This is a genomic window from Ruegeria sp. K3, from assembly GCF_056531845.1.
Window position 1 is genome coordinate 110217 of the sequence record NZ_JBQFMM010000006.1, and the last position, 20960, is coordinate 131176.

15 protein-coding genes and 1 tRNA gene are annotated in these 20960 nt (G+C 55.4%); 3 read left to right on the forward strand and 13 right to left on the reverse strand.

Going from position 1 to position 20960, the window contains the following annotated elements; translation table 11 throughout:
* Positions 1-23: 23 nt before the first annotated feature.
* Complete coding sequence (locus ACR0MP_RS12595; protein ID WP_170407323.1) at positions 24-2237, forward strand: NADP-dependent isocitrate dehydrogenase; 2214 nt, start codon at positions 24-26, stop codon at positions 2235-2237.
* 384 nt (positions 2238-2621) lie between these two features.
* On the opposite strand, the gene ACR0MP_RS12600 is transcribed toward ACR0MP_RS12595, so the two are convergent.
* The 12 genes from ACR0MP_RS12600 to ACR0MP_RS12655 form a co-directional block, all read right to left on the reverse strand.
* Positions 2622-3728: a transporter substrate-binding domain-containing protein gene (locus tag ACR0MP_RS12600; protein ID WP_170393909.1), complete on the reverse strand. Its 1107-nt coding sequence runs from the start codon at positions 3726-3728 to the stop codon at positions 2622-2624.
* 43 nt (positions 3729-3771) lie between these two features.
* A complete protein-coding gene (locus tag ACR0MP_RS12605; protein ID WP_170736052.1) occupies positions 3772-5034 on the reverse strand; it encodes a transporter substrate-binding domain-containing protein in 1263 nt (420 codons plus the stop codon).
* A gap of 22 nt (positions 5035-5056) precedes the next feature.
* Positions 5057-5836 (reverse strand): PP2C family protein-serine/threonine phosphatase, encoded by a 780-nt coding sequence (locus ACR0MP_RS12610; RefSeq protein WP_480886582.1) that lies wholly within the window; start codon positions 5834-5836, stop codon positions 5057-5059.
* A complete protein-coding gene (locus tag ACR0MP_RS12615; protein WP_170407311.1) occupies positions 5836-6813 on the reverse strand; it encodes an FHA domain-containing protein in 978 nt (325 codons plus the stop codon). The genes ACR0MP_RS12610 and ACR0MP_RS12615 overlap by 1 nt, the downstream gene beginning before the upstream one ends.
* 199 nt (positions 6814-7012) lie before the next feature.
* Positions 7013-9196, reverse strand: a complete 2184-nt coding sequence (locus tag ACR0MP_RS12620; RefSeq protein WP_170407308.1) for a serine/threonine protein kinase — start codon at positions 9194-9196, stop codon at positions 7013-7015.
* A 340-nt stretch (positions 9197-9536) separates the two neighbouring features.
* Complete coding sequence (locus ACR0MP_RS12625; RefSeq protein ID WP_170407305.1) at positions 9537-10826, reverse strand: dynamin family protein; 1290 nt, start codon at positions 10824-10826, stop codon at positions 9537-9539.
* Positions 10823-12865 carry a dynamin family protein gene (locus ACR0MP_RS12630; RefSeq protein WP_480886583.1) on the reverse strand — a complete coding sequence of 681 codons (2043 nt, stop codon included), beginning with the start codon at positions 12863-12865 and terminating at the stop codon, positions 10823-10825. The genes ACR0MP_RS12625 and ACR0MP_RS12630 overlap by 4 nt, the downstream gene beginning before the upstream one ends.
* Positions 12866-12933: 68 nt before the next feature.
* Positions 12934-13797: a hypothetical protein gene (locus ACR0MP_RS12635; RefSeq protein ID WP_480886585.1), complete on the reverse strand. Its 864-nt coding sequence runs from the start codon at positions 13795-13797 to the stop codon at positions 12934-12936.
* Between the two features lie 22 nt (positions 13798-13819).
* Entirely contained in the window at positions 13820-14221 is a 402-nt protein-coding gene (locus ACR0MP_RS12640; RefSeq protein WP_170407295.1) for a hypothetical protein, read from the reverse strand.
* A gap of 25 nt (positions 14222-14246) precedes the next feature.
* Positions 14247-15896, reverse strand: coding sequence for a dynamin family protein (locus ACR0MP_RS12645; RefSeq protein WP_170407290.1), 1650 nt, complete (start codon positions 15894-15896; stop codon positions 14247-14249).
* Positions 15897-15904: 8 nt separating this feature from the next.
* A complete protein-coding gene (locus tag ACR0MP_RS12650) occupies positions 15905-17905 on the reverse strand; it encodes a dynamin family protein (protein WP_170393929.1) in 2001 nt (666 codons plus the stop codon).
* Between the two features lie 2 nt (positions 17906-17907).
* On the reverse strand, positions 17908-18321 hold the full coding sequence (locus ACR0MP_RS12655; RefSeq protein WP_170393931.1) for a hypothetical protein: 414 nt from the start codon (positions 18319-18321) through the stop codon (positions 17908-17910).
* 768 nt (positions 18322-19089) lie between these two features.
* Between ACR0MP_RS12655 and ACR0MP_RS12660 the strand changes: the two genes are divergently transcribed.
* Positions 19090-19174: transfer RNA gene (locus ACR0MP_RS12660), tRNA-Leu, on the forward strand.
* A gap of 50 nt (positions 19175-19224) precedes the next feature.
* On the opposite strand, the gene ACR0MP_RS12665 is transcribed toward ACR0MP_RS12660, so the two are convergent.
* The gene (locus ACR0MP_RS12665; RefSeq protein ID WP_170407287.1) at positions 19225-19842 is read right to left on the reverse strand and encodes a TetR/AcrR family transcriptional regulator; all 618 of its coding nucleotides are present in this window, start codon (positions 19840-19842) and stop codon (positions 19225-19227) included.
* Between the two features lie 161 nt (positions 19843-20003).
* Between ACR0MP_RS12665 and ACR0MP_RS12670 the strand changes: the two genes are divergently transcribed.
* A complete protein-coding gene (locus tag ACR0MP_RS12670; RefSeq protein ID WP_170407284.1) occupies positions 20004-20933 on the forward strand; it encodes an AEC family transporter in 930 nt (309 codons plus the stop codon).
* Positions 20934-20960: the final 27 nt, after the last annotated feature.

Consider the following 20960-nt stretch of genomic DNA (forward strand, 5'->3'; position numbering starts at 1 on the left):
AGGCTTAAAAAAGGTAAGGGAATATGGCAGAAAAATCGAACTTCGACGTATTGTATACCATTGTAGACGAAGCGCCCGAGCTGGCGAGCGCCTCGTTCCTGCCCATTATCCGCAAATTTGCGTCAGCAGCCGGTGTCAGCGTCGGAACCAAAGACATTTCGCTGGCCGGGCGTATTATCGCGACCTTCCCCGAAAAGCTGACAGACGAACAGCGTATTACTGATGATCTGGCTGCTTTAGGTGAGCTGGTGAAAACACCGGACGCAAATGTCATTAAACTGCCCAACATCTCGGCGTCGGTGCCCCAGCTGGTGGCTGCCATCGAAGAGCTGCAATCACAGGGTTATGACATTCCGAACTACCCCGAAGAGCCTTCGACGGACGACGAAAAAGCGATCCGTGCGCGTTATGACGCCATCAAGGGTTCGGCCGTGAACCCGGTCCTGCGCGAAGGCAACAGCGATCGCCGCGCAGCGCGCGCTGTGAAGAACTATGCCCAGAAGAACCCTCATTCGATGGGAGAGTGGAGCGCGGACAGCAAGACCAAAGTGTCTTCGATGCCGGGCAATGATTTTTACGCCAATGAGAAATCGGCAACGATCACTGCGGCGCAAGCCGGCGATGCCAAGATTGAGTTTGTGGGCAAAGATGGCAGCGTTACGGTTCTGAAAGACGCTTGGCCACTGGCCGAAGGAACTGTGGCCGACGCAACATTCATGTCGGTCAAGGCGCTGTCGTCGTTCCTGACCGAAGCCATTGAGGACACCAAGAAAGACGGCACCATGTTCTCGCTGCACATGAAGGCGACGATGATGAAGGTCAGTGACCCGATTATCTTCGGCTATGCAGTCAAGGCGTGGCTTGCCCCCGTGTTCGAAAAATTCGGTGCAGAGCTGGACGCACTGGGTGTAAACCCGAACTCGGGTCTGGGGGACCTGCTTGAGCGGGTTCAGGGCAACGCAGACATCGTCGCCGCAATCAATGCGATCAAAGGGGATCGTCCGTCGATGTATATGGTGGACTCGGACCGTGGCATCACCAACCTGCATGTCCCGTCTGATGTTATCATCGACGCCTCGATGCCCGCAGTGATCCGTGCTGGCGGCAAGGGTTGGGACGAAACCGGCGCCAAGGGCGATACCAACTGTGTGATCCCTGACCGTTGCTATGCACCGGTGTATGATGAGGCCATCAACTTCTTCAAAGCCAATGGTGCACTGAACCCAGCTACCGCAGGAGCCGTCGCCAACGTTGGATTGATGGCGCAGAAGGCCGAGGAGTACGGCTCGCACCCGACGACGTTTGAAGCGCCCGCAGATGGTACAATCCGTATCGTTCTGGCCAATGGCGAAACGCTGCATTCCCATGACGTCGAAAAGGGCGACATCTGGCGCGCCTGCACCGTCAAGAAGGCCCCGATCGAGAACTGGATCCAGCTGGCGATGGACCGTCAGCGCCTGACCGGGTCCGAGGCGATCTTTTGGCTGGATGCCAACCGCGCACATGACGCCGAGCTGATCAAGTATGTCAAACCAGCGCTTGAAGCTGCAGGCGTGGCCGACAAGTTCTTGACTATGGCCCCGCGTGAAGCAACCCGCCAGTCGCTGGAAACTATCACGGCGGGCAAGGACAGCATCGCCATCACCGGTAACGTATTGCGGGATTATCTGACCGACTTGTTCCCGATACTCGAACTGGGGACGTCGGCCAAGATGCTATCAATCGTTAAACTGATGAATGGTGGCGGTCTGTTCGAAACCGGTGCAGGTGGTTCGGCGCCGAAACATGTTCAGCAACTGGTTGAAGAAAACCACTTGCGCTGGGACTCCATGGGTGAATTCTGTGCGCTCGGAGAATCCCTGAACTTCCTCGCTGACAGCAAGGGCAACGCCAAAGCGGGCGTCCTGGGCGCCGCTGCCGAGGCTGCCACGCAGGGAATTTTGGATAACAACAAGTCACCCAGCCGCAAAGTCGGCCAGCCGGATAACCGCGATAGCCACTACTGGTTCGCTCGTTACTGGGCCGAAGCTTTGGCGGGGCAATCCGATGATGCTGGACTTGCCGCCGAGTTTGCACCGCTCGCGAAAGAGTTGGCGGACAAAGAAGAACAGATTTTGTCCGAGTTGGCGGCAGCGCAGGGCGCACCCGCCGATCTGGGTGGATACTACCACACTGATCCGGCCAAAGCGGCTGCGGTGATGCGGCCAAGTGCAACCCTGAATGCGATCATCGGATAAGCCAGGGTTGTATAAACGCCTAAAGAGAAACCGGTCCGAAGAGGGCCGGTTTTTTCGTGCCCTGAAAAAGAAAAAGGCCAGCCCCCATAGCCAGCCTCTTTCTGAGTGAGTGGCGGGGCTTACGCCTCACCGGTGCAGTTGAATTCATCCTACGCTTATCGTTCACGCTGAATATTCGGGGATTCCCGTAGACGGCCGCCTTTTATGAGCGATTAAGGATAAAAATAATCATTATGTATGTGCAAATAAGACCAAATGCTGACTGCGCCACGTCTGAGGCCTAGTCAGTTGGCTTTGCCGTTATCATTGAAGATTCTGACCCACCGACAAAAAAAGGGCCAGTCCGAAGACCGGCCCCTAAGAAAGGTCATAACGACCGAGGGATTAGTTTGATGCTGCGTTCAGCTTTTCATTTTGTTCGCGCAGCGTGTCGGAAATAATCGCGTACCATTCGCCGGATTCGCGCATCTCGATCAAACCCTTGTTCATCATCGCGATGTACTCGCGCGCGAATGGATTGGTGCGGTGTGCAAGGAAGCTCATCGAAGACAGTGTCGAGACATACGGGTTCTCAACAATATCCGCCGAGGTCAAACCCATGTCTTTCATTGTCGAGGCAAACAGATCGACTTCGAATGCAGCCACGTCTGCCGTACCGGTCAATACGGCATCGAGACATTCGCGAGCCGAATTGGGTTGGACCACGGTTGTGTTCTCGCGGTTCAGCCCTTGTTCTTCCAGCACCACCATGCTCCAGCCTGCCATGCGGCAAACGGTCGAGCCCTCAAGGTCGGAGAAATCTGTCGCCTTTGCGTATTCGCTTTCAGGCAAAGTGAAGAAACCTCCGACAATGTCATATACCGGAACAGAAGCGACAAATTGGGTACACCGGGCTTCGGTCTCTGCAGACCACTCATATGAGCGGTTGGTACAATCCGGTACAGTCCACGCGATCGAAATATCAAACGCACCCAGTGGCAACAGTGTGTCCAGATGCGAACTCCAGTCATCTACAAAGCTGACCGAGAAATCGCGGCTGTTACCAGCACGCTGAAGGCTTGTCGTCGCCAGACGGGTCATGATGCCACCGCCGCTCAGATCTTCAGTAGTGAACGGTTCCCAACCGTTGCCAGCGACCATCTTGATCGGAGGCGCGTAGACATTCGAGCGCTTGACGCTTGCAGCACGTTGTTCTTCTGCCGCGATCAGTTCTTGCGCGCTCTGACCGTTGGGCAGGCTGCCATCCTCACAGGGCAGCGCCAGTACCAGACCGGGGGTTAGCGAACCGGGATTGGTGATTGCGTTGCGGTTAGCGTTAAAGATCGGCTGATAGTTTGAGGTGCCGTAGGCGGCAATGGCGATGGTCGCCAATGTATCACCATCCTGAACCGTATAGTTGGAGCAGGCTTCTTGAGCGGCGGCTGCACCTGCGCTCAGGGCGGTGAAGGCTGATGCCGACAGTACTGCTTTCTTCAATTTCTTGTTAAACATGTCCACTTCCTCCAGACTTTGTTTCGTTGGGCCAATCAAGGCCTTAGCCATTTTCCATTTGATAGCGCAGTGCGGTAGATACGATGTCGCGCCACTCGCCTGATTGCTGCATGATCGCCAGACCCTGGTTGAGCGTCTCAAGGATCGCTTCCCCATCCGGATTATCTTTGTGGGTCATGACGTTAAGCGACTTGATTGCCGCTAGGTTGGGGTTTTCGATGATCTGATGTTCGTAGCCCAGACGCCCGATTGCTTCGACCGCCAGATGCGCTTCGATCGCGACAATATCGGCTGTGCCATCCATAACTGCGCGAAAACAATCATCGGGTGAAACGGGGCGCATCAAAGTGATTGCAGGCTCGTAAAGACCAACTGCATCCATATGCGACAGTGACCAACCTTCCGGCCTACAAATCGTTGTGCCCGCGAAATCTGCATAAGTCAGAGTCTCTTCGTAACCCGAACCGCTTTTTGCGAAGAACGTATCAACGACCTCGTAGAATGGGTTTGAGAAATTATAGGTTTCGCACCGTGAACGATCATTTTCCGACAACGTAGCGGCTTGTTCACAGTTCGGCCGCGACCAAGGGAATGTGGCGTCAAAGGCGAGAGTCGGCATCAATAGGTCCAGATGCGACGACCAGTCATTAACGAACTGAATCTTGTAGGACTGCTCGGGCGCGGCCCGCAGCATCGCGGTTTCAACCAGGTTGGTGTAAAGCCCACGATTTGGCAGCGCTTCATCCGTAAACGGGGCGTAGTTACCACCCGTGATCAACAAAATCTGACGGTCACGAATTTCAGGGCTTTCGCCACCATCCGCGTTGCGGATCAATGCGGCACCTTCCGCACGCGCTGCTTCGATCTCTTTCTTGGCCGCAGCCTTGGCCGCGATTACGGCTTCTTCGCTGGTCTTTTTAGCTTCGGCCTCTGCAGCGGCCACGCGGGCTTCGGCCTCGGCAATGGCTTTTTCAGCCCGTTCCTCGGCAGCTTTGACCAGTTCCGAGGCCATTTCGGCAGCCATGCGGCCAGCTTCGGTATCCGGCAGTTGCGCCGCGCGCCCGATATCTTCAAGACAAGGGAAAGTCAGGAGATCACCGACGCGAATGATATTGGGGTTCGACCCGATCGTATCCCGGTTCGCATCATAGATGACCCGGTAATCTTCCGTCGCGTAGACGGCAATTGCCAGTTCCCGCAAGCTGTCACCGGGCTGGATTTCATAAGTTGAACACGCCTCTTGCGCCGATGCTGCACCTGTTGCAGCAGCAAGAGCGAGGGTGGATATGATAAGATGGTTTCGCATTTTGTCCTGTTTCACTGCCTGTCTAAGTCTGTGCCGGTTTGACCACGGCGATTGAAATGTTGTCCTGATCCGGGTCTGCCTTTGCATGCAGTGCTTGAAGCAGCGCATCAGCAATATCGCGAGCCGGGGAATGAATATGCGTGCGCACCAGCGTTTCGATCTCGGAATTGCCGAGATATTGCAGGCCATCACTGCCAAGGATCAGTACATCTGCCGCAATCAGCGCCAATGGTTGTTCCGGACAATCCACTTTTGGAATCGCAGCCCCCATGATCACCGAAGTCAGTTGGTTACGATCCGGATGGCCCTGCGCCTCTTCCGCGCTCAGTAATCCTTGTGCGAGCTGTTCGTCGATCACCGGGGCCATCGAGTGATCTTCGTTGACCTGTGACAGGGCATCATTGCGGAACAGGTAAAGTGGACTGTCACCGATCGAGATCCAGAATACGCGTTGATCCAGCATCAACATGCCCAGAAGGGTGGAGCCCAGATTGACCTCGTTTTCCTCACTATGGCTCGCCATAGCGGCGTTGGCCTGCATTGCGGCCAACGGCAGAGCGTCGAGCAGTGCGCTCTCAGCAAGGTCGGGCTCATCCAACTGGGCATCCATCGCATCGCGCCAGGCTGAAATGACCAACTGCGAAGCGACTTCACCCGCTTCATGACCACCCATACCGTCGGCAATCACGACATAACCCGCGTCTGCCGCGTCAGAGACCCGCGCAGCAATCGCGTCTTCCTGCGAGTCGCGCTGACCCTGGTCCAGGATCAGGGCAATATCATATGCAGGGGTAGCCAGCATTAATCGGCATCCCGCCAGTCAAAGCCGTCATCACAGAAAGCGGTGAAGCGGATCGAGGTTTCGCTGATCCGGATCAGATCGCCGCTGGACAAGGCTATGGTGCTGAGCACAGGCTTGCCATTCAGGCGCACCAAGTTGGCCTTGCCGCCATGGCCCAGATAGCATTTCCGGTCCTCTGGGTCATATGCGATGACGGCGTGATTGCTGCGAGAGATCCCGGTGTCGCCGAAATCCAGCTGAATAGCCTGATCGTCATTCCGACCGATCTGCATCAATCCCTCGGTCAAGGTAATCGCGGCACCCCGACCCGGTCCGGCGGTCACGACCAGCCAGCCAACCGGGAATGTCTGTTCGGCCGCTTCTGTCTTTTCAACGGGCTCAGCTGTTTCCATCAGCTCCTGAACATGCGTGTCTGCACGCTCGAAACCCAAAAACGTCGTCTTCACACGAGAACGCCGATCTTCAGCCGGTGCAGGTGCAGGTGCGACCATGGCGGGTTCCGGGGTTACATCAACAGGCTCCGGTTCCGGTGTGGGTTCTCCGACGATTTCCACCTCGCCCGCAACTTCAGATACGACTTCAGGTTCGATGGCCTCTGGTTCTTCTACGGTGACTTCGGGTTCATCGTCCTGAACCTCGTCTTCCGCAGTCAGATGAAGCGTGACAATCTGTTCATCTTCTTCGACCTCTTGAATCTCGGCCACTTCTTCTTCGGTCGCCTGATCTTCGATCTGGTCTTCCGAAAACTCGGGCATCGGTTCTTCGGGGATCAGTTCGTCTGCTTCCTCGTAGCTGTCCGAGCTAACGTTTCCACCCGCAAGGGCCGCGCGCAGGGCGTTGAAATCCGCAATCGGAGCAGCGCTTTCTGTTTCGACCGCTTCCGCAACGGTTTCGGTTTCGGTTTCCACCGCATCTTCTTCTTTCGGTTTTCCGGCACCTTCTAGAAGCCGGCTCAGAGGGCTTTTGTATTTGAACATGGTGTCGTCACCTTCTTTGATTTCTGATGCGGGGTTTTACCCGCGGGACTGCTACAAACCGCTTCGCCGTAGGCGCAGGGCACTGATGAAGAGGAAACAGAGAAACATTTACGTCGCGACGGGTTGGTCCCCGACGGGGTGACGCGATGGGCGGCACCCCCAGCACACTGACCTGGCGATAGTCACATCAACTGGGCGATCACTCCTGCGTTAGTTGCATGACCGCAGTACTTTCAGCTCCGTTGCGCAGAATGCTTAGGCGCGCCTCGGGTTGGTTGTCGGAAACAAGTTGAGCAAGGATGCCGTCCAGACTCTCGGGCTCATTGATCGAGACACCAGTCTGTGTTTCGCGCAGCAGCACATCCCCCCGCTGCAAACTGCCAGCAACTTCTTCCGGAACAGATGCGACGACGGTTTGCCAACCTGCCTCGCCCGCATGAGCCACATCAAACGAATAACCGTTCAGAAGGCCAAAACTGCGGAAGGCGGGCAGGGCCAGCAATCCATTCTGCGCGCGCGTTTCGCCCAGACTGCGATAGCGCGCTGCTACACGGATATACCCGTCTGGGTCGACCGAGAAATTATCTAGAACATACGATGCAAGCGTTGTGTCCGGACGAATAGGTTCACCATTCAGAGTAAAAATCGTAGCGCCCCGTTCGACCCAATCCCCGATCACCGACCTATCTTGACCGGCGTTCAATCCATTGATGGCAATGACACTCCCGGTCGAGCTGCGACGCTTGGACATCGTGAATGGAATCTCAATATCCCAGTGCCCAAATGCGACCTGGTTTTCGGCTAGATTTACCGGCGTCGCAGGTGCGATGGGTGTGATGTCTTCAACCGCAGGTTCCGTCACTTCAGGTTCCACTTCTTCAGGTTCCACCAAAGCGATTTCTACGGGTTGCTGCTCTGACACAATGGCGGCTTCCGGCACCTCATTAGCCTGCTCGACAGGTTGTTCCTGCGCCGCTTCTGGTTCTGATGCCAAAGCGACTTCGGCCTGTTGCGGCTCTGTTGTGGCTTCGGCGGTCTGCTCGACGGGTTCCGGAGCTGCTTCTGCGGGCACCGGAGTAGTCGGAACCTCTGCAGTCACCGGAGTTGCCTCGGGCGATTGCTGATCGCCCGTCATTACGAAGTATCCACCTCCGGCCAGAGCCGCCAATACAATCGCGATACCCGCGATCATCTTGCCACTGCCGCCCGAGCCGCTTTTTACAACGGTGTCGACTGCAGCAACGGCCTCGTCCTGAGGTGCAAATTTAGCAAGAGTGTCTTCCGTTTTTTCCTCGTTCCCGAGGGCCAGATCAGAGTTCCCGGCCAGCAGCGCGGTCACGACGGCCTCCGCATTCTCGCTTTCGGCTTTGATCCGTTCTTTTTCGGCCTCTTCGTCTTTGCGATCCATGCCAACAATGACCGAAACCGGGCGATACGCGAAACTGTCGAACATCACACCGGGACCACGGAACATACGCAGCCAGTCCAATGCGGTTTGCACACGGTCAGTGGCGTGCACTTCCATTGCTTTGTCGATCGCCTCAAGGAACCCGTCTGGATACCCTTTGAATCGCCCTGTCAGCGGTTCATAAGGATCGTCTTGGCCGTTGTTGAACGCATTCAAACGTGTCTGGCCATCAATCGGTCGCTCGCCGCTGATCGCATGATACAGCGTTGCAGCCAGTACATAGAGGTCACTGCTGGGGCCCTGATCCGCGCCACGCACATAAAATTCGTGTGGCGAATACCCGTCCTTAATCACGCGCAGCGTCAATAGCGCCGCTGACTTGTGTGCCGCCTGCTCGCGTGCTGCGCCAAAGTCGATCAGGATGGGTTCGCCATTCTCATCGATCAGGATATTGTCGGGTGAAATATCGCGATGTAGCATGCCACTTTGGTGAATGAACGACACCGCAGACAGCATTTTTTCGGTGACCTGAACGATAAAGTCCGGTCCGCTCTTGTTTTCGGGTTTTTCGACATAATCCAGAAGATCACATCCGCGGATCAGGTCCATCGCGATATAAGCGGTGTCGTTGTCCTCAAACACCTGATGCACGTCGACGATGTTGGGATGAACCAGCCGCGCATGGTTGCGTGCTTCCTGAATGAACAGGTCGATAATGGCGCGCAGGTCTTCTTTGTGGTCGGGGTTGGCAGGTTCGACCAGATCACCATTCCGCTGGCAGAGCGCCCCCGGATAGCATTCTTTGATGACCACATCGCGATCCAGACTATCGCGCGCGAGATAGGTGATCCCAAACCCGCCGTTGCTTAGGAACCGGAGGATTTCATACTGTCCGCGCAGCAGCTTTGCGCCTGGCTGCAATCCTTCGATCTGAGGTTCGTCGTGCGTTGCGCCGACCGCCTGGTTGTGGCTCATTTCTTCCCGCCCATTCTACTCGTTTATTGCGGCATAGATAACCAGGGCTTCAGCCCGCGAACTCACAACCAAACACAACCGCAGGACACTTAAGACGGTTAGACGTTTCAAATTTGACTTTATTGGGGCCGCCTGATGGCTTCACTATGGATCACAAAAATCGAAATCGCCTATATAGTGAGCCTAGACCCTCATGCCACAATATGTTGTGTTTGCCTGATGGAAGAAATGGATTCTATACCGCCGAAATAGACGCTTGGTCCACGAATTCGAAACAATATCGCGCTGATTCCGAACGCTTCGAATCGCTGCGATGCGGCTCAATTCAAGCGGGAAAAACTTATGTGCCGGTTTTTGGGGGCGCCGACGCAACAGAGCTGCCCGCCCAAGCCAGATTGTCGCTGAGTTGTGCGAGAATGCTTATTGCATCCTTCAGCGGTGCGTCCCCGGTTTCAAACTGCAGCAACAGCAACAGGTCAGTGGCCTTTTCAAACTCGGCCGGAATCCAGTCTGCTTTGGGATCGATTTCGGTACCAGATTCTAACCTTTCGGCAAAATCCTCGACGATTTCCTGACAGCTTTGCAGGAAGGCCGCCGGTTCAATATCTGAGCTTTCGCGCAGATCGTTGTAAATGCTGGCGATGGCCGCAAGCCAGTCTTCAAGGATTGGATTGTCCAGGGGGGGCAGGGCGGCCTCTAGGCTTGCCTGCACAGTATTGCCGTCGGCCTCAGCGCGATCTGTCGAAGCCGCACCAGTAAGGTTCTCCAGATAAGGCATAAACTCTTCAGCCAGATCTTTTTGGGCGGCCTCAAGATCATGGCGACGGTGATCAGAGGCTATGTGCAAAACCTGTTCTGCCAAGTTCTGCCCGCCACAGGTTTCCCACAAAGCAAAGTCGGGTTCAGGCTCTTGTTCCATGGCCCGTACCGCTACCGGGGTGCCGATGGTCACAACCGCGCGAAACAAATCGCCCTTCTCCTTGTTCAGGCGTGCGACTACCCGATCCAGAGCATCCCGCACCGGAGGCAAATCGGCATGTGTTACAGCCAACAAGCTGTTATCGCGCAGCTTTTGAGGGACCTGCGACCACAAATGGCGTTCGGTTTCACGCCAGGCGTTGGTGCCATTGGTGCACCAGATCGCACAATCCACATAGTCGAGCAAATTTAGAGTCTGTTTGTAGGTATCATCCAGTGCACCGGCACCGGGCAAATCAAACAGCGAAATCTCCTGCAGGGCAGGGGTATTCAACCCGACCGAGATGAAATCGGGTTCATCCGCCGCTGCCTTTTCCAGCGCTATACCGGAATAGACTTTGGGTTCCTTGTCCCACCAACCAACGGTTGTCTCAGGCGTATCGGCATAGGCCACGATCACCAGGGGCAATTTCAGATGCTGCGGCCCGGTGGGCAGAATGTCTGCCCCCGCCAGCATGTTGGCAAGGCTGGACTTTCCGGCTCCAAACTCCCCGGCAAAACCAATGGAAACCGCGTTCGAAAGCCGCTCGGCATGGGCCAGCGCGCGGGCGCGCATATCATCCAGCTCTGCCGATGAGGGTGCATTTTCGGTGGCGGTCAGGAAACGCTCTAGCTGGCGCACTTCCTTCTCGGTTCCGGGGAATTCAATCATTCTGCGGCCTCTGCCTGTCGAGTGTCCACGGGTGCAGTTCCGTGCACCGCCCCTAGTTCATCGCTGATGCGCCGCGCTTGGTCAACCGCACGTTGCGCTTCGGCGCGCGCGTTCGACCCATCGGGGCCTGCGCGATGTTCCAGATGCCCGGCCAGCAGCGCCATATAATGGTCAAGAACGGTTTTCATGCGTTCGATCAGGTCGCTTCTGGCGGTATCTACAAGATCGTCTCCGATCATCTCAAACTCTTGAACGATCATCCGTTCGGCGCGGTTCAACACACTGCGACGCGATATCAGTCGCGACAGCCATGTCACACGCAACTCAACCGTAATGCCACGCGTCAGCGCGCTTGTATTTGGACGGAACCAACGCACCGCGCTGGTATTCATGCGATTGTCCACGGGCTCCTGCCATCCGGGCAAGGCGCGCAAAGCAGCATTGGTCTGCATATCGATTGCGTAAAGCTCACTAAGCATGCGCTGCCGCACCACCTGGGTCGCGCCCTGGACAAGCTCGCGCATTCGCTCACGCAGAGGCGTAAAGTTCAGCTCGGTATCTCCGTCTTTGGCCAGCAAAGGCGATTGCCCATCAGGGCCGCGCACAACGATCGAGACAGCCTCGGCGACGGTGTCATCCATAACACCTCGCAAATTGGCCAGTACATCGTCCATATCATTGGTGATGGCCTTGGATTTATCTTCAACTAGCGCGCGCAACTCAGAAAGCGTTTTGTTGTTTTCTTCGACATCCGCTGTGTCGGGACCATCCTTTTCTTCAATCGCACGAAGCCGCGCAGTGCTGCGCTCAAGCTCACCTTGGGCAAAACTGTTGAGGTGCTGCCACGCAATATTAAGCTGTTCTTGGCGCGGTCCTTCGGTCAGGGCTTTGGTCACATGACGGCGCAGATCGGGCAGGCCCGACGCGATCATCGCGGCAAATCGCAATACACCTTCGCGGCTGATGGGGCCGGGGCCTTGTTTGATCTCTTCGACGCCGTCAAGATATTGCTTCATCTGTTCGGGATGCGCCCTCAGCCACGCCAATATCTGATCATGGTCGATTCCGGATTCATCCCCGGTCAGCGCATAATGGGCCCATTGGGCGCTGCCCATCAGAACGTCAATCTCCGAGTTGCCAAGCGCCTGTTCGAGCCCGTCCAATACGTCTGTGCGCACCTTGCCGGCATCTTCGGCGCCACCGCCCAACTCGTCCACGCGGTTGATGAAGACCACGATCTGACCAAGCTCTAGCGCTTGCATCAGGCGGAATAGCTTCAGATCAGCCCGCGACAACGCCTGATGCGCAGACAGCACGACGACGAAAAAGTCGGATTCCTTGAGATACTGGCGCGAGATCTCTTCACGGATCAGCAGCGGGTCATTGACACCGGGTGTGTCTGTGACTGTCACCGGATACGGAAAATGGCCAATGTCAAAATAGACCTCGGCCTTACGGGTGATGTCGCTGTAAAGGCCCCGATCTGAACCGGGGTCATACTGGTCTTCATCCGTCGGGTCATCCCCGGCACAGACATAGCGCGCCAGGTCATCCGAGGTCAGTTCATCCAGATCGTGATGCTCGCCAAGAAGGTGTTTGTAGCTTTCCCCCAAGCGTAGCTTGGCGCGGGTTTTCATTGCCTCGACCTGCTCTTCGATCATCTCGCGTTTGTAGCTGTCCTCTTCATCAGGGAACATGTTGCGCAACTCTTCACCTTCGGCGATCAGGGCCTGCCATTGGCGATTGTCGAAGAAATGAAACTCGGCGCCCGACGTCCGACCGGACGGATGACCGAAATGCATGTCGGTGATCACTGTCGTCCATGGGTTCACGTCCGAGGGTAGATATTCTGCATGCCCGGTGAAACCGTTGATCAAGCGCGATTTTCCGGCCTTGATTTGACCTACGAATGCTATCGAAGGCTTGAGGTTCGACAAGTCGTCAACGATGCGCGAGATGAAGTGACGCGTTTCGTCATTGCTCGTCCCGTTCATGTCTTCTGCGATGCGAATAAGCTCGCGGCGATTTAACTCACTCATAAGATTTACCCTGGTAACTCGTATTTTGTTTAACTTTGCAAAGTGGACACTATTTGGCAGGAACGCGGTTATTCAACGGCGCTATTCAATGTTTTCCATAGGTTGACGACAGCGCCCAGCTTGCGGGCGTCATGAACGGCGGCGGCGGTTTCCTGACCGTCGCATAAGATGGCGAGACCCGCGCCTTGTCCACCTGTCGGGCGAATGACGATCAGCTGTGGATCAGTTAAAGCATCGGAACCATCGGCCTGCCATCCCGCCAGATCTCGGGTGAATCGGGCCAATATATCCGTGTCCGGATGTGCGTCTTGGCCCTGCGCACACAACCCGTCAAATTGCATCTCGTCTTCAGTCGACCCAATCAGTATTCGACCTAATGCGAACCGATCCGCGCCCTCAAAGAATTTTCCGGCAATACTGGTGGCGCCTTTTGACGCAGTTTCTGGCTGGGCTTCTGGTTCTAAGGTCTGGTCGGAAACGATGGCCATGCGCGGCTCTTCGATTAGTTCAATCCGCGCGCAGGCCGCTTCGACCTCCGAAAAGGTAACCCCTACGTCATCAGCCTCAAGCGCCGTATCCGGGCGCAGAGAAACCAACTCAAGCGGGCCGGGTGCCGTTGCAATTTCCGACACCACTTGCGCCAGTCGTTCGATCAGTTTTTCGCGTGCTTCGGTTTCAAAATCCGGGACAGGGCCCGAAGCACAGCGGAATACGTCGGTGACCCGAGAGCTGTTGACTTCGATAGCCAAAGTTGCCCCGTCAGCCGCCGTAAATTCCAAACGCCGAGGCAAGATCGTGCCCCGGATGGCCCCCAGCACTTCATTCCGGCGTAACAGTGCGCTGCTACCCGATAGGTAGATTGCAGGCGATAAGCGCGCGATCGAAGTCCGCCCGATCCCTTCGAGCATATCCAGTATTTCACTATCCATCATGCGTGACCCCCTCTGGTCCCGTCTACACCGCGGCCGCCACCGGCCCGAGGCTGAGATGTGATTTCGTAAGCGCCAGCCCGACATTCGCGCTGTCGCGGCAGATATAGCATACCACGTGATCAGGATATTCTGTTGTCCTGAGAAAGATGTGCAGCCGGTCGTTTGAGAACACCGCGATTTCCCCAAATCCGGGGTGTTCAGTATCGTCGATTTTTGCCGCACGCAGGAGTTCTTCGAATCCCTTCATTCCGCGTCCCTGAAACAGATTAGCTACTGCAAGTGCGAGATTTTCGAGCGCATCAGCGCTGTCTTGGTCCGACGCGTCGACGCCCAATAACATGCCGGTCTCCATGTCGACATACCCGGCTGCGATGCAGTCGGGTATGGTTTCGATGGCCGAAGCCAGAGCAGAGTCAATCGACATTCAGATGCCCACCTTCGGGTTTAATCTAAATCGCATGCCACTCCGCTCCGCCGTTTTTGCGAGCCTCAGAAACGGCGCCCGGTATGTCTTGATTCCGCTTAGCGTCATGTTCCAACGCAATCTGGTCAAACTCGGACAAGAATGCTGCAAAGGCGCTTTTCAGGCCATTTGCATCGTCAGGCAGGTTCTCACGCGCCACGATTTCACCCCACATTGCTGCAGCACTGAGTGGCGTTTCTATGAGGCGATCGCCCAAATCATCTGCCTTGTCATCGGCTGCATCTTCAATCTCTTCGGCAGCAGCTTCACCCACCATTGATACGACGCGGTTTGGAGCCAGCGCATTCGATTCGGGCTCCGGTTCATATTCGTCTGCCGAGTTTTCCGACTGTTCCGCCAACAGGGCCGTAATCGACGAAACCGATACTTCGATATCTGATGATTCTTCGGCGTCTTCCGACGGCTCTTGTTCGGTGTCCGCAGCTTCGACTGCTTCCGCTTCGTCCTCTTCTTCACCCAAGACGATCAGTTCGGCATCTTCCTGCTCTTCCTCATCATCGTCATCCATGAAATCAAACTCATCCACGTCGGTGATGGGGTTTGCCAAGAGGTTCAGATCCAGCGGATCTTCCGTCTTGTCAGAGAACAAGGCACGTAAGTCTTCATCAGCAGGCTCCACTTCGGTAGCCATTTCCGCGCGCATCCGCTCGGCTTCTTCTGCATCAATCCGCGCCTGTCCGGACTCCTCGGTGCGGCGTTCCACGCGGGCAGGGCGTACCGGGAAACTTGTAACCACATCACTATCGGCAGTGTCATCCTCCATCGGCGTGACAAGTTTCAGCGGCGCATCGCCAGAGGTTTTCTCGGGCCGCGATGGCTGAACTTTGGGTGCGTCTGACAGGGATTTGTCAATTTGATAGCGCGACAGCATATCCGCACGGCTGTCCATGATCTGCTCAGTGATCTCAAGGAAACTGTCGACCATCTTGCCGCCGCCGCTGCGTGACCACAGCTCGGCGTCGCCGGTTTTGTCACGGGCCATGATGGCATCACGGGCCGAGAACAGGATCGTGCGATTGAACAAATGACCCGCTTCCCGATTTACACGGCGTAAGACCTTTTGACGGTCTTTCTGATTCAAGGCATCTGCGCGTGTCACCAACAACAGCGACTTGTGCTGCAGACGTTCTGGCAGCGAAACCCAAGTGGCACGTTCAGTCTCGCGCCAAGCTTGGGTCGAGTGCGTGCACCACAACACACCATTGGCCTGGCCAACTGCGCGTTGCCAGACATCCGTCGAAATCTTCGGGTCCGAAATGCCGGGTGTGTCGATCAGGTCGACCGCCTCGAGAATGTCGGCTTCAAGGAAGATGCGAATGAACTGGGCGTCGTTGACACCAACCTGTTCAAGCTGATCCAATTCGATATTCTGCGTACTACCATCATGGCGTTTGATATAGGCGGGTCGATTGCCCCAGCTAAACCAGATCGGCGGCAGTTGCGTCGCTGTGACCTGCGTCGGCAGTGCCTGTTTGCGCAGCAGGAAATTCATCAACGTCGATTTGCCTGCACTGAATTCCCCCATGAGCGCAAACACAGGTTTGCGGCGGGACCACTGCTCGATGCGGTTCCAAGCCTTGGGAGAGACGAAGCGGGTTTGTGATTCTTTTACCATAACTCTTCTTATGCTGCTTCGTTACTAAGGTCTTTCAGGATATCGCCCAGAATATCGTCACGTGATTTCTGCGGCTTCTGCTCGGCCATCTGGGCCGCAGCCCTTTCAGGCGATTGCGAGATGCTGAGCAGCGTGTCCTTCTGTTCGGCAATAAAGTCGGTCAACGTGGCCCGCACGTTCTCTAAGACGGCGGCGATCTGGTTTTCCTCGATGTCTTTGGTGATCGAGTTCGCCTCGGACGCGATCAAACGCGTATAGTCTGCGGCATAAGCTTCAAACCCTTTGCGGCGTTGCCACCAACGTCGCCACCATGTGCTCTGCAGGTCCAGTGCGATTGTGCGGCCAATCCCTAATGGCGGGGGTACACGCGGCACGATCGGGGCTTCGATGTTGAATTCACCTAAGTGGTTGCCCAGCAGCTTCTGATACAGTGCCTCGACATCCGCTGCAGCAGCCGAATACAGAGCACCGGCATCCTTACGCATGGATCGGGCAAAGCTGAAATATGCCGCCTTCTGCAAGGTGCGCAGACCTGCCGGATCATATTGCCATGTACCCTGCTCACCATTCTGTTCCAGATGTGAGATCAGAGAATCCGTCGCACGTTTGACAAAATTTGCTTCTGCGGACGCAAGTCGCTCTAATACCTTGTCGCGAAGCTTGGTTGTCAGTTCCGAGGCTTTCTTTTCGTATTCAGCCGAAACCTTTGCGATCGCTTCTTCGGGCGACGCACCATCCAGGTCCCGAACGATACCGTCAGAGTTTGACAGCGTCTTGGCCACTGCAGTCGCCCGGATCTGGCTGGCAATGTTGCGCGCCCGATGGCGAACGCGATCCAAAAGGCGCGTTCCTGCACCCTCAGCGATACGCTCATTCATGGCGAGCAGCAGATCAGGCAATCCTGATAGCGCCCAGATCTTATCCAGCGATGCAGCCTGATCGCCAAATCCGGCCGCCAGATAGAAGGTGTTCAACGCCTCGCGCGATTCCTCAGTTAGAATGTCCGGGTTTCCGGTTAGCGCAGCCTCGGCCCACAGAGCGCTGCCAAAAACAACACTGGTGTTGGCGTCTATGTTGTTCTGTTTCAGTGTGTCCTGAATACGATCACGTATCTCAGGCACCTGATTGACCGGGTCAGACAGTTCATCGATGCGATTCACGAACAGGATGATCTGGCGGTTCTCGAACTGCGCGATGATCCGCATCAGCGCCATGTCCATCGTGGTCAGCGCCTGGCTGGCAGCCAAAACAACAACACACACCTCTGATCCACGCAGGCTGCGTAGGGTGATTTGTTCGCGAACCATAAAGGTATCATTCACACCTGGGGTATCGCAGAGCTTGAGCGAGATCGGATATTGCGGGATATCCATGAACAGCTCGGCCGATTTGGTCACATCGGCGAAACGACCCGTCTTGGGGTCGATATCCGGGTCATCCTCATCCCCGAGGCACACATACCGCTGTATCAGTTCATCATCGAAGTAATCATACTGGTGGCTCTGACCGAGAATCAGGTCAAAGTGCTTCCCAAGCCGCTCTTCTGATTTGGCCTTCATCTCGCCGATTTGACGGCGAATATCGTCCATCTCATCATCGGCACCGGCTCGATTGGCCAACTCGCCCAGACGACCGCCGCCAACCATCAGATTATCCCATTCTTCCTGCTCGAAGAATGTGAATTTGGAACGGGTGTCGCCTTCTGTGCGGGTGTTGATGTTCAGCGTTGTAACCACCGAGGTCCACGGGTTCACATCCGAAGGCAAAAGATTTGGCCGCCCGGCCAATATGTTCACGATTGAGGATTTGCCGGCCTTCACCTGCCCCACCATCGTGACGCTGGCGGTAAAATTCTCCATTTTGGTCTTGAGCGCAGCCAGTCGTGCGGAAGACCGCGCATCCGCCACCTCTGTCAATTGGTCGATCTGTGTCGTCAACGAAGTCATTGCCTCTGTCATCTCAGACAGGGACTCGTTTCCGACAGACAGAAGGTGGTCGTTACGCGCCATGGTCAGCCTCCGGTACCAGTTGCAGCGATGTGGTTCCCTGCCCCGTCAGGCAGGCTTGCAAGCGTGTCGATTCGTGCGATCAGGTCCAGCGCGTTGCCGAGGATTGCGGCCTCGGTTCGCGGTGAAATCGATTCATATGCGAAAGAATCAGCCAGAACTTCGATTGAACTGAAGCCTTCACCATTTTCCAAACAAGCCACACGGCGTCCGGTCGGAAAATCATCTGTTTTGTTGGCAGGCAGCGGCATGCGGGCATTAGCCAGCAAGTAGCGATTGCCCGAATGCGTACGGAGAGCGACGCCGAATCCTGTGCCAGGGTGCTGACGGTTCAGTGTTTTCAGTTCGCCAATAAAGCTTTCACGCGCAAGGCTGACAGCGTCTTGCTCGGAAGCAACGGATTTGATCTGGTTGGTCACGACAGAGACCCTTGTTCTGGAGTTGAGCAGAAACTCGCACGGTGCCAGAAGGCAAAAAGACTCATTAACTCCTGCGCCCAATCAATTACGATTACCGCGGTGTTATTTTGACGCGAATAGGATATTTTGGCGTTTGAAATGTGGCACAATTATGATGGCGTCTCATAGAAAAACCTCAACCTATGAGAGTGTAAGCCACGACGTTGACGAGTTGTCCAAGTTTTTATGGCTTTGATTGCTTGTTAAAAAGTCCGAGGTTCCGTGGCGTCAAGGATTTACATGCTGCTTCTTACTTTTTTGAAATATATAGAAATAATTTCTATTTCTGTGATCGAAGGAACCTCTGATTGAAATTCGATACGAAACCACTCACCTCAAGTTACACTTTTTTGAAATGTGCCCCACACAAAGTAATCTCTGAGCGACTCAACGTATGCGAGTTTAAGATAAAGAGAAAAATTGCGATAAATGTTCGCTAAATGGAAACAAAAAGAAGGACCAGAAAACGGGCCTTCACACAGGTGAAATTACGACCAAAACCAGCACCTGAGCACTGTTCGTGCTGAAAAGACTGGCCAAACCGCATTCTCACTGTCCAAGGCACGTTCTTTAACATTTGGCACATGCGAGTTCTGGTTAAACTTACTTGGGCAAAAGATTGTTTCCAGCGAGACGATAATAAACTGCCCTCTCGCTTGATTTTACCTCTCGCACTCATTCAAAAGCTTTGCTATTCAGCGCGTCGTCGCGGTGCTTCGGCATCGGGTTGCGGGTGTGGCGAAATTGGTAGACGCACCAGATTTAGGTTCTGGCGCCGCAAGGCGTGGGGGTTCAAGTCCCTCCACCCGCACCAACACGACTTCTTACCATCAATGTGACTTATCGCTGGCGAACTTACGCAGTTCAAACGCCGTAGCGGGCCATAAACATGTCGACGGCCTGCAATGCGACCTCGTCGATTTCGTTCTGGTCAAATCGATTTTGGATACCGAACGCCGCGCGGCCCCATAGTCGGACTTTGCACAGTTCAGAAAACTGCTCGGCCGCGATGTTGACGTCTTCAACCGCCAACTCACCTTTGCTAACCGCCTTGGTCAAATATTCGGCCATCTGGCGTTGGCCGTTCCTCGGTCCTGCTTCATAAAACGCTTTACCAAGCTCGGGGAATCGGTCGCGCTCGGCCACACATATGCGAAAGACTTGCTGCGCGAAGTCCGAGACGAGAAAAGCCGTAAGCTGAGTGGCTGCTATCGTCAGCACCTCGCGGGCTGGCTTGGTCTCATCGATCATCGAAAGGATGCGTTCAGACATCAGGCGACATTCGGTCTGGGCAACCTCGGTGAACAACAGTCGCTTGTCGGGGAAATAGCTGTATAGCGTTGCCTTCGAAACACCCGCCGCACGCGCGATGTCATCGACGCTTGCGCCTTCAAACCCATCCGCCATGAAAACCTCTCGGGCCCCACGTAACACCTGGTCGAATTTACGGCCTGTACGCAGGATGGTGGCGGCTTGGGTCATGGTGTCTCCGGATTGCGATATCCTGCAACACTATAAACCGTTCGGTTCAGTTTCAACGCTTTTCACTCCGATAGCGGTTTTGGCACAACGTTACGGCTTCAATCGTACCGCCGACCGTGCGTCAACCTTGCGAGCCTGACCAGCCATGTTAACACGTTGCCATGGTCGAGATATTTCTGCGCACTCTCCCCTTTTTCGCAATCATCGGCCTGGGATTCTGGGCCGGACGCAGCCGGTTTTTCCCTCCCGAGGCGACAGCATATCTAACCAAGTTCGTGTTTTTCTTTGCTTTGTCGGCTATGCTATTCCGGTTTGCCGCCACCCTGCCCTTTGCCGAAATTTTCAACGGTCGGCTGGTTATCGGGTATCTGATCGGCACTGCTGGCGTCTATGCGCTGGCGACGGCTATCGCTTATCTCCGAGGGCTGGACATCCCCACCGCCGCGGTCGAGGCGCAATGTGCTGCTATTGGCAATGTTGGGTTTCTGGGCCTGCCCATGCTTGCGCTTTTATTCTCCGAAGCTGCCATAGGTCCAGTGATGTTGGTGCTGACAGTTGATCTGGTTGTGTTTTCCTCATTGATCGTGATCCTGATCAACGGTGGCCGCGATGGTCGGCTCAGCCTGGGGACGATGCGCCTGATCGGGATTGGCCTGCTAAGAAACCCCATGATCTTGTCAATCTCCGCCGGATTGATCTGGTCCGCGTTAGAGGTGCCTGTACCAGCCCCGCTTAATGATTTTCTGACAATTCTGGGCGGTGCGGCTACGCCGGGGGCGCTGTTTGCCATCGGGGCGTCACTGGCAGACAAATCGGCCGAGCGCATCCAGATCGCGGGCTGGTTGAGTTTTTGCAAACTGGTGCTGCATCCGTTTTTCGTGGCACTTATGGTGATTTGGCTGATCCCGGTTGCCTCATTCCCTGCGATGGTCGCAATCGCGGCGGCGTCTTTACCAGTTGCAGGCAATGTTTACATGCTGGCTGCGCACTACGGTGTGGCCCCGCAACGGGCATCTGCTGCCATCCTGTTATCTACCCTCGCCAGCATTCTGACCGTCCCGCTGGCGATAGGATGGGTCAGCGGATTCTGATCTTCACCTTTTCGAAAAATGAGCTTT

Bases quoted from the DNA above. Each gene is read 5' to 3' on its own strand.
- ACR0MP_RS12665 (WP_170407287.1), bottom strand. From the start codon at position 19,842: ATGACCCAAGCCGCCACCATCCTGCGTACAGGCCGTAAATTCGACCAG.
- ACR0MP_RS12620 (WP_170407308.1), bottom strand. From the start codon at position 9,196: ATGAGCCACAACCAGGCGGTCGGCGCAACGCACGACGAACCTCAGATC.
- ACR0MP_RS12650 (WP_170393929.1), bottom strand. From the start codon at position 17,905: ATGGCGCGTAACGACCACCTTCTGTCTGTCGGAAACGAGTCCCTGTCT.
- ACR0MP_RS12615 (WP_170407311.1), bottom strand. From the start codon at position 6,813: ATGTTCAAATACAAAAGCCCTCTGAGCCGGCTTCTAGAAGGTGCCGGA.
- ACR0MP_RS12610 (WP_480886582.1), bottom strand. From the start codon at position 5,836: ATGCTGGCTACCCCTGCATATGATATTGCCCTGATCCTGGACCAGGGT.
- ACR0MP_RS12600 (WP_170393909.1), bottom strand. From the start codon at position 3,728: ATGTTTAACAAGAAATTGAAGAAAGCAGTACTGTCGGCATCAGCCTTC.
- ACR0MP_RS12595 (WP_170407323.1), top strand. From the start codon at position 24: ATGGCAGAAAAATCGAACTTCGACGTATTGTATACCATTGTAGACGAA.
- ACR0MP_RS12635 (WP_480886585.1), bottom strand. From the start codon at position 13,797: ATGATGGATAGTGAAATACTGGATATGCTCGAAGGGATCGGGCGGACT.
- ACR0MP_RS12625 (WP_170407305.1), bottom strand. From the start codon at position 10,826: ATGATTGAATTCCCCGGAACCGAGAAGGAAGTGCGCCAGCTAGAGCGT.
- ACR0MP_RS12630 (WP_480886583.1), bottom strand. From the start codon at position 12,865: ATGAGTGAGTTAAATCGCCGCGAGCTTATTCGCATCGCAGAAGACATG.
- ACR0MP_RS12670 (WP_170407284.1), top strand. From the start codon at position 20,004: ATGGTCGAGATATTTCTGCGCACTCTCCCCTTTTTCGCAATCATCGGC.
- ACR0MP_RS12640 (WP_170407295.1), bottom strand. From the start codon at position 14,221: ATGTCGATTGACTCTGCTCTGGCTTCGGCCATCGAAACCATACCCGAC.
- ACR0MP_RS12645 (WP_170407290.1), bottom strand. From the start codon at position 15,896: ATGGTAAAAGAATCACAAACCCGCTTCGTCTCTCCCAAGGCTTGGAAC.
- ACR0MP_RS12605 (WP_170736052.1), bottom strand. From the start codon at position 5,034: ATGCGAAACCATCTTATCATATCCACCCTCGCTCTTGCTGCTGCAACA.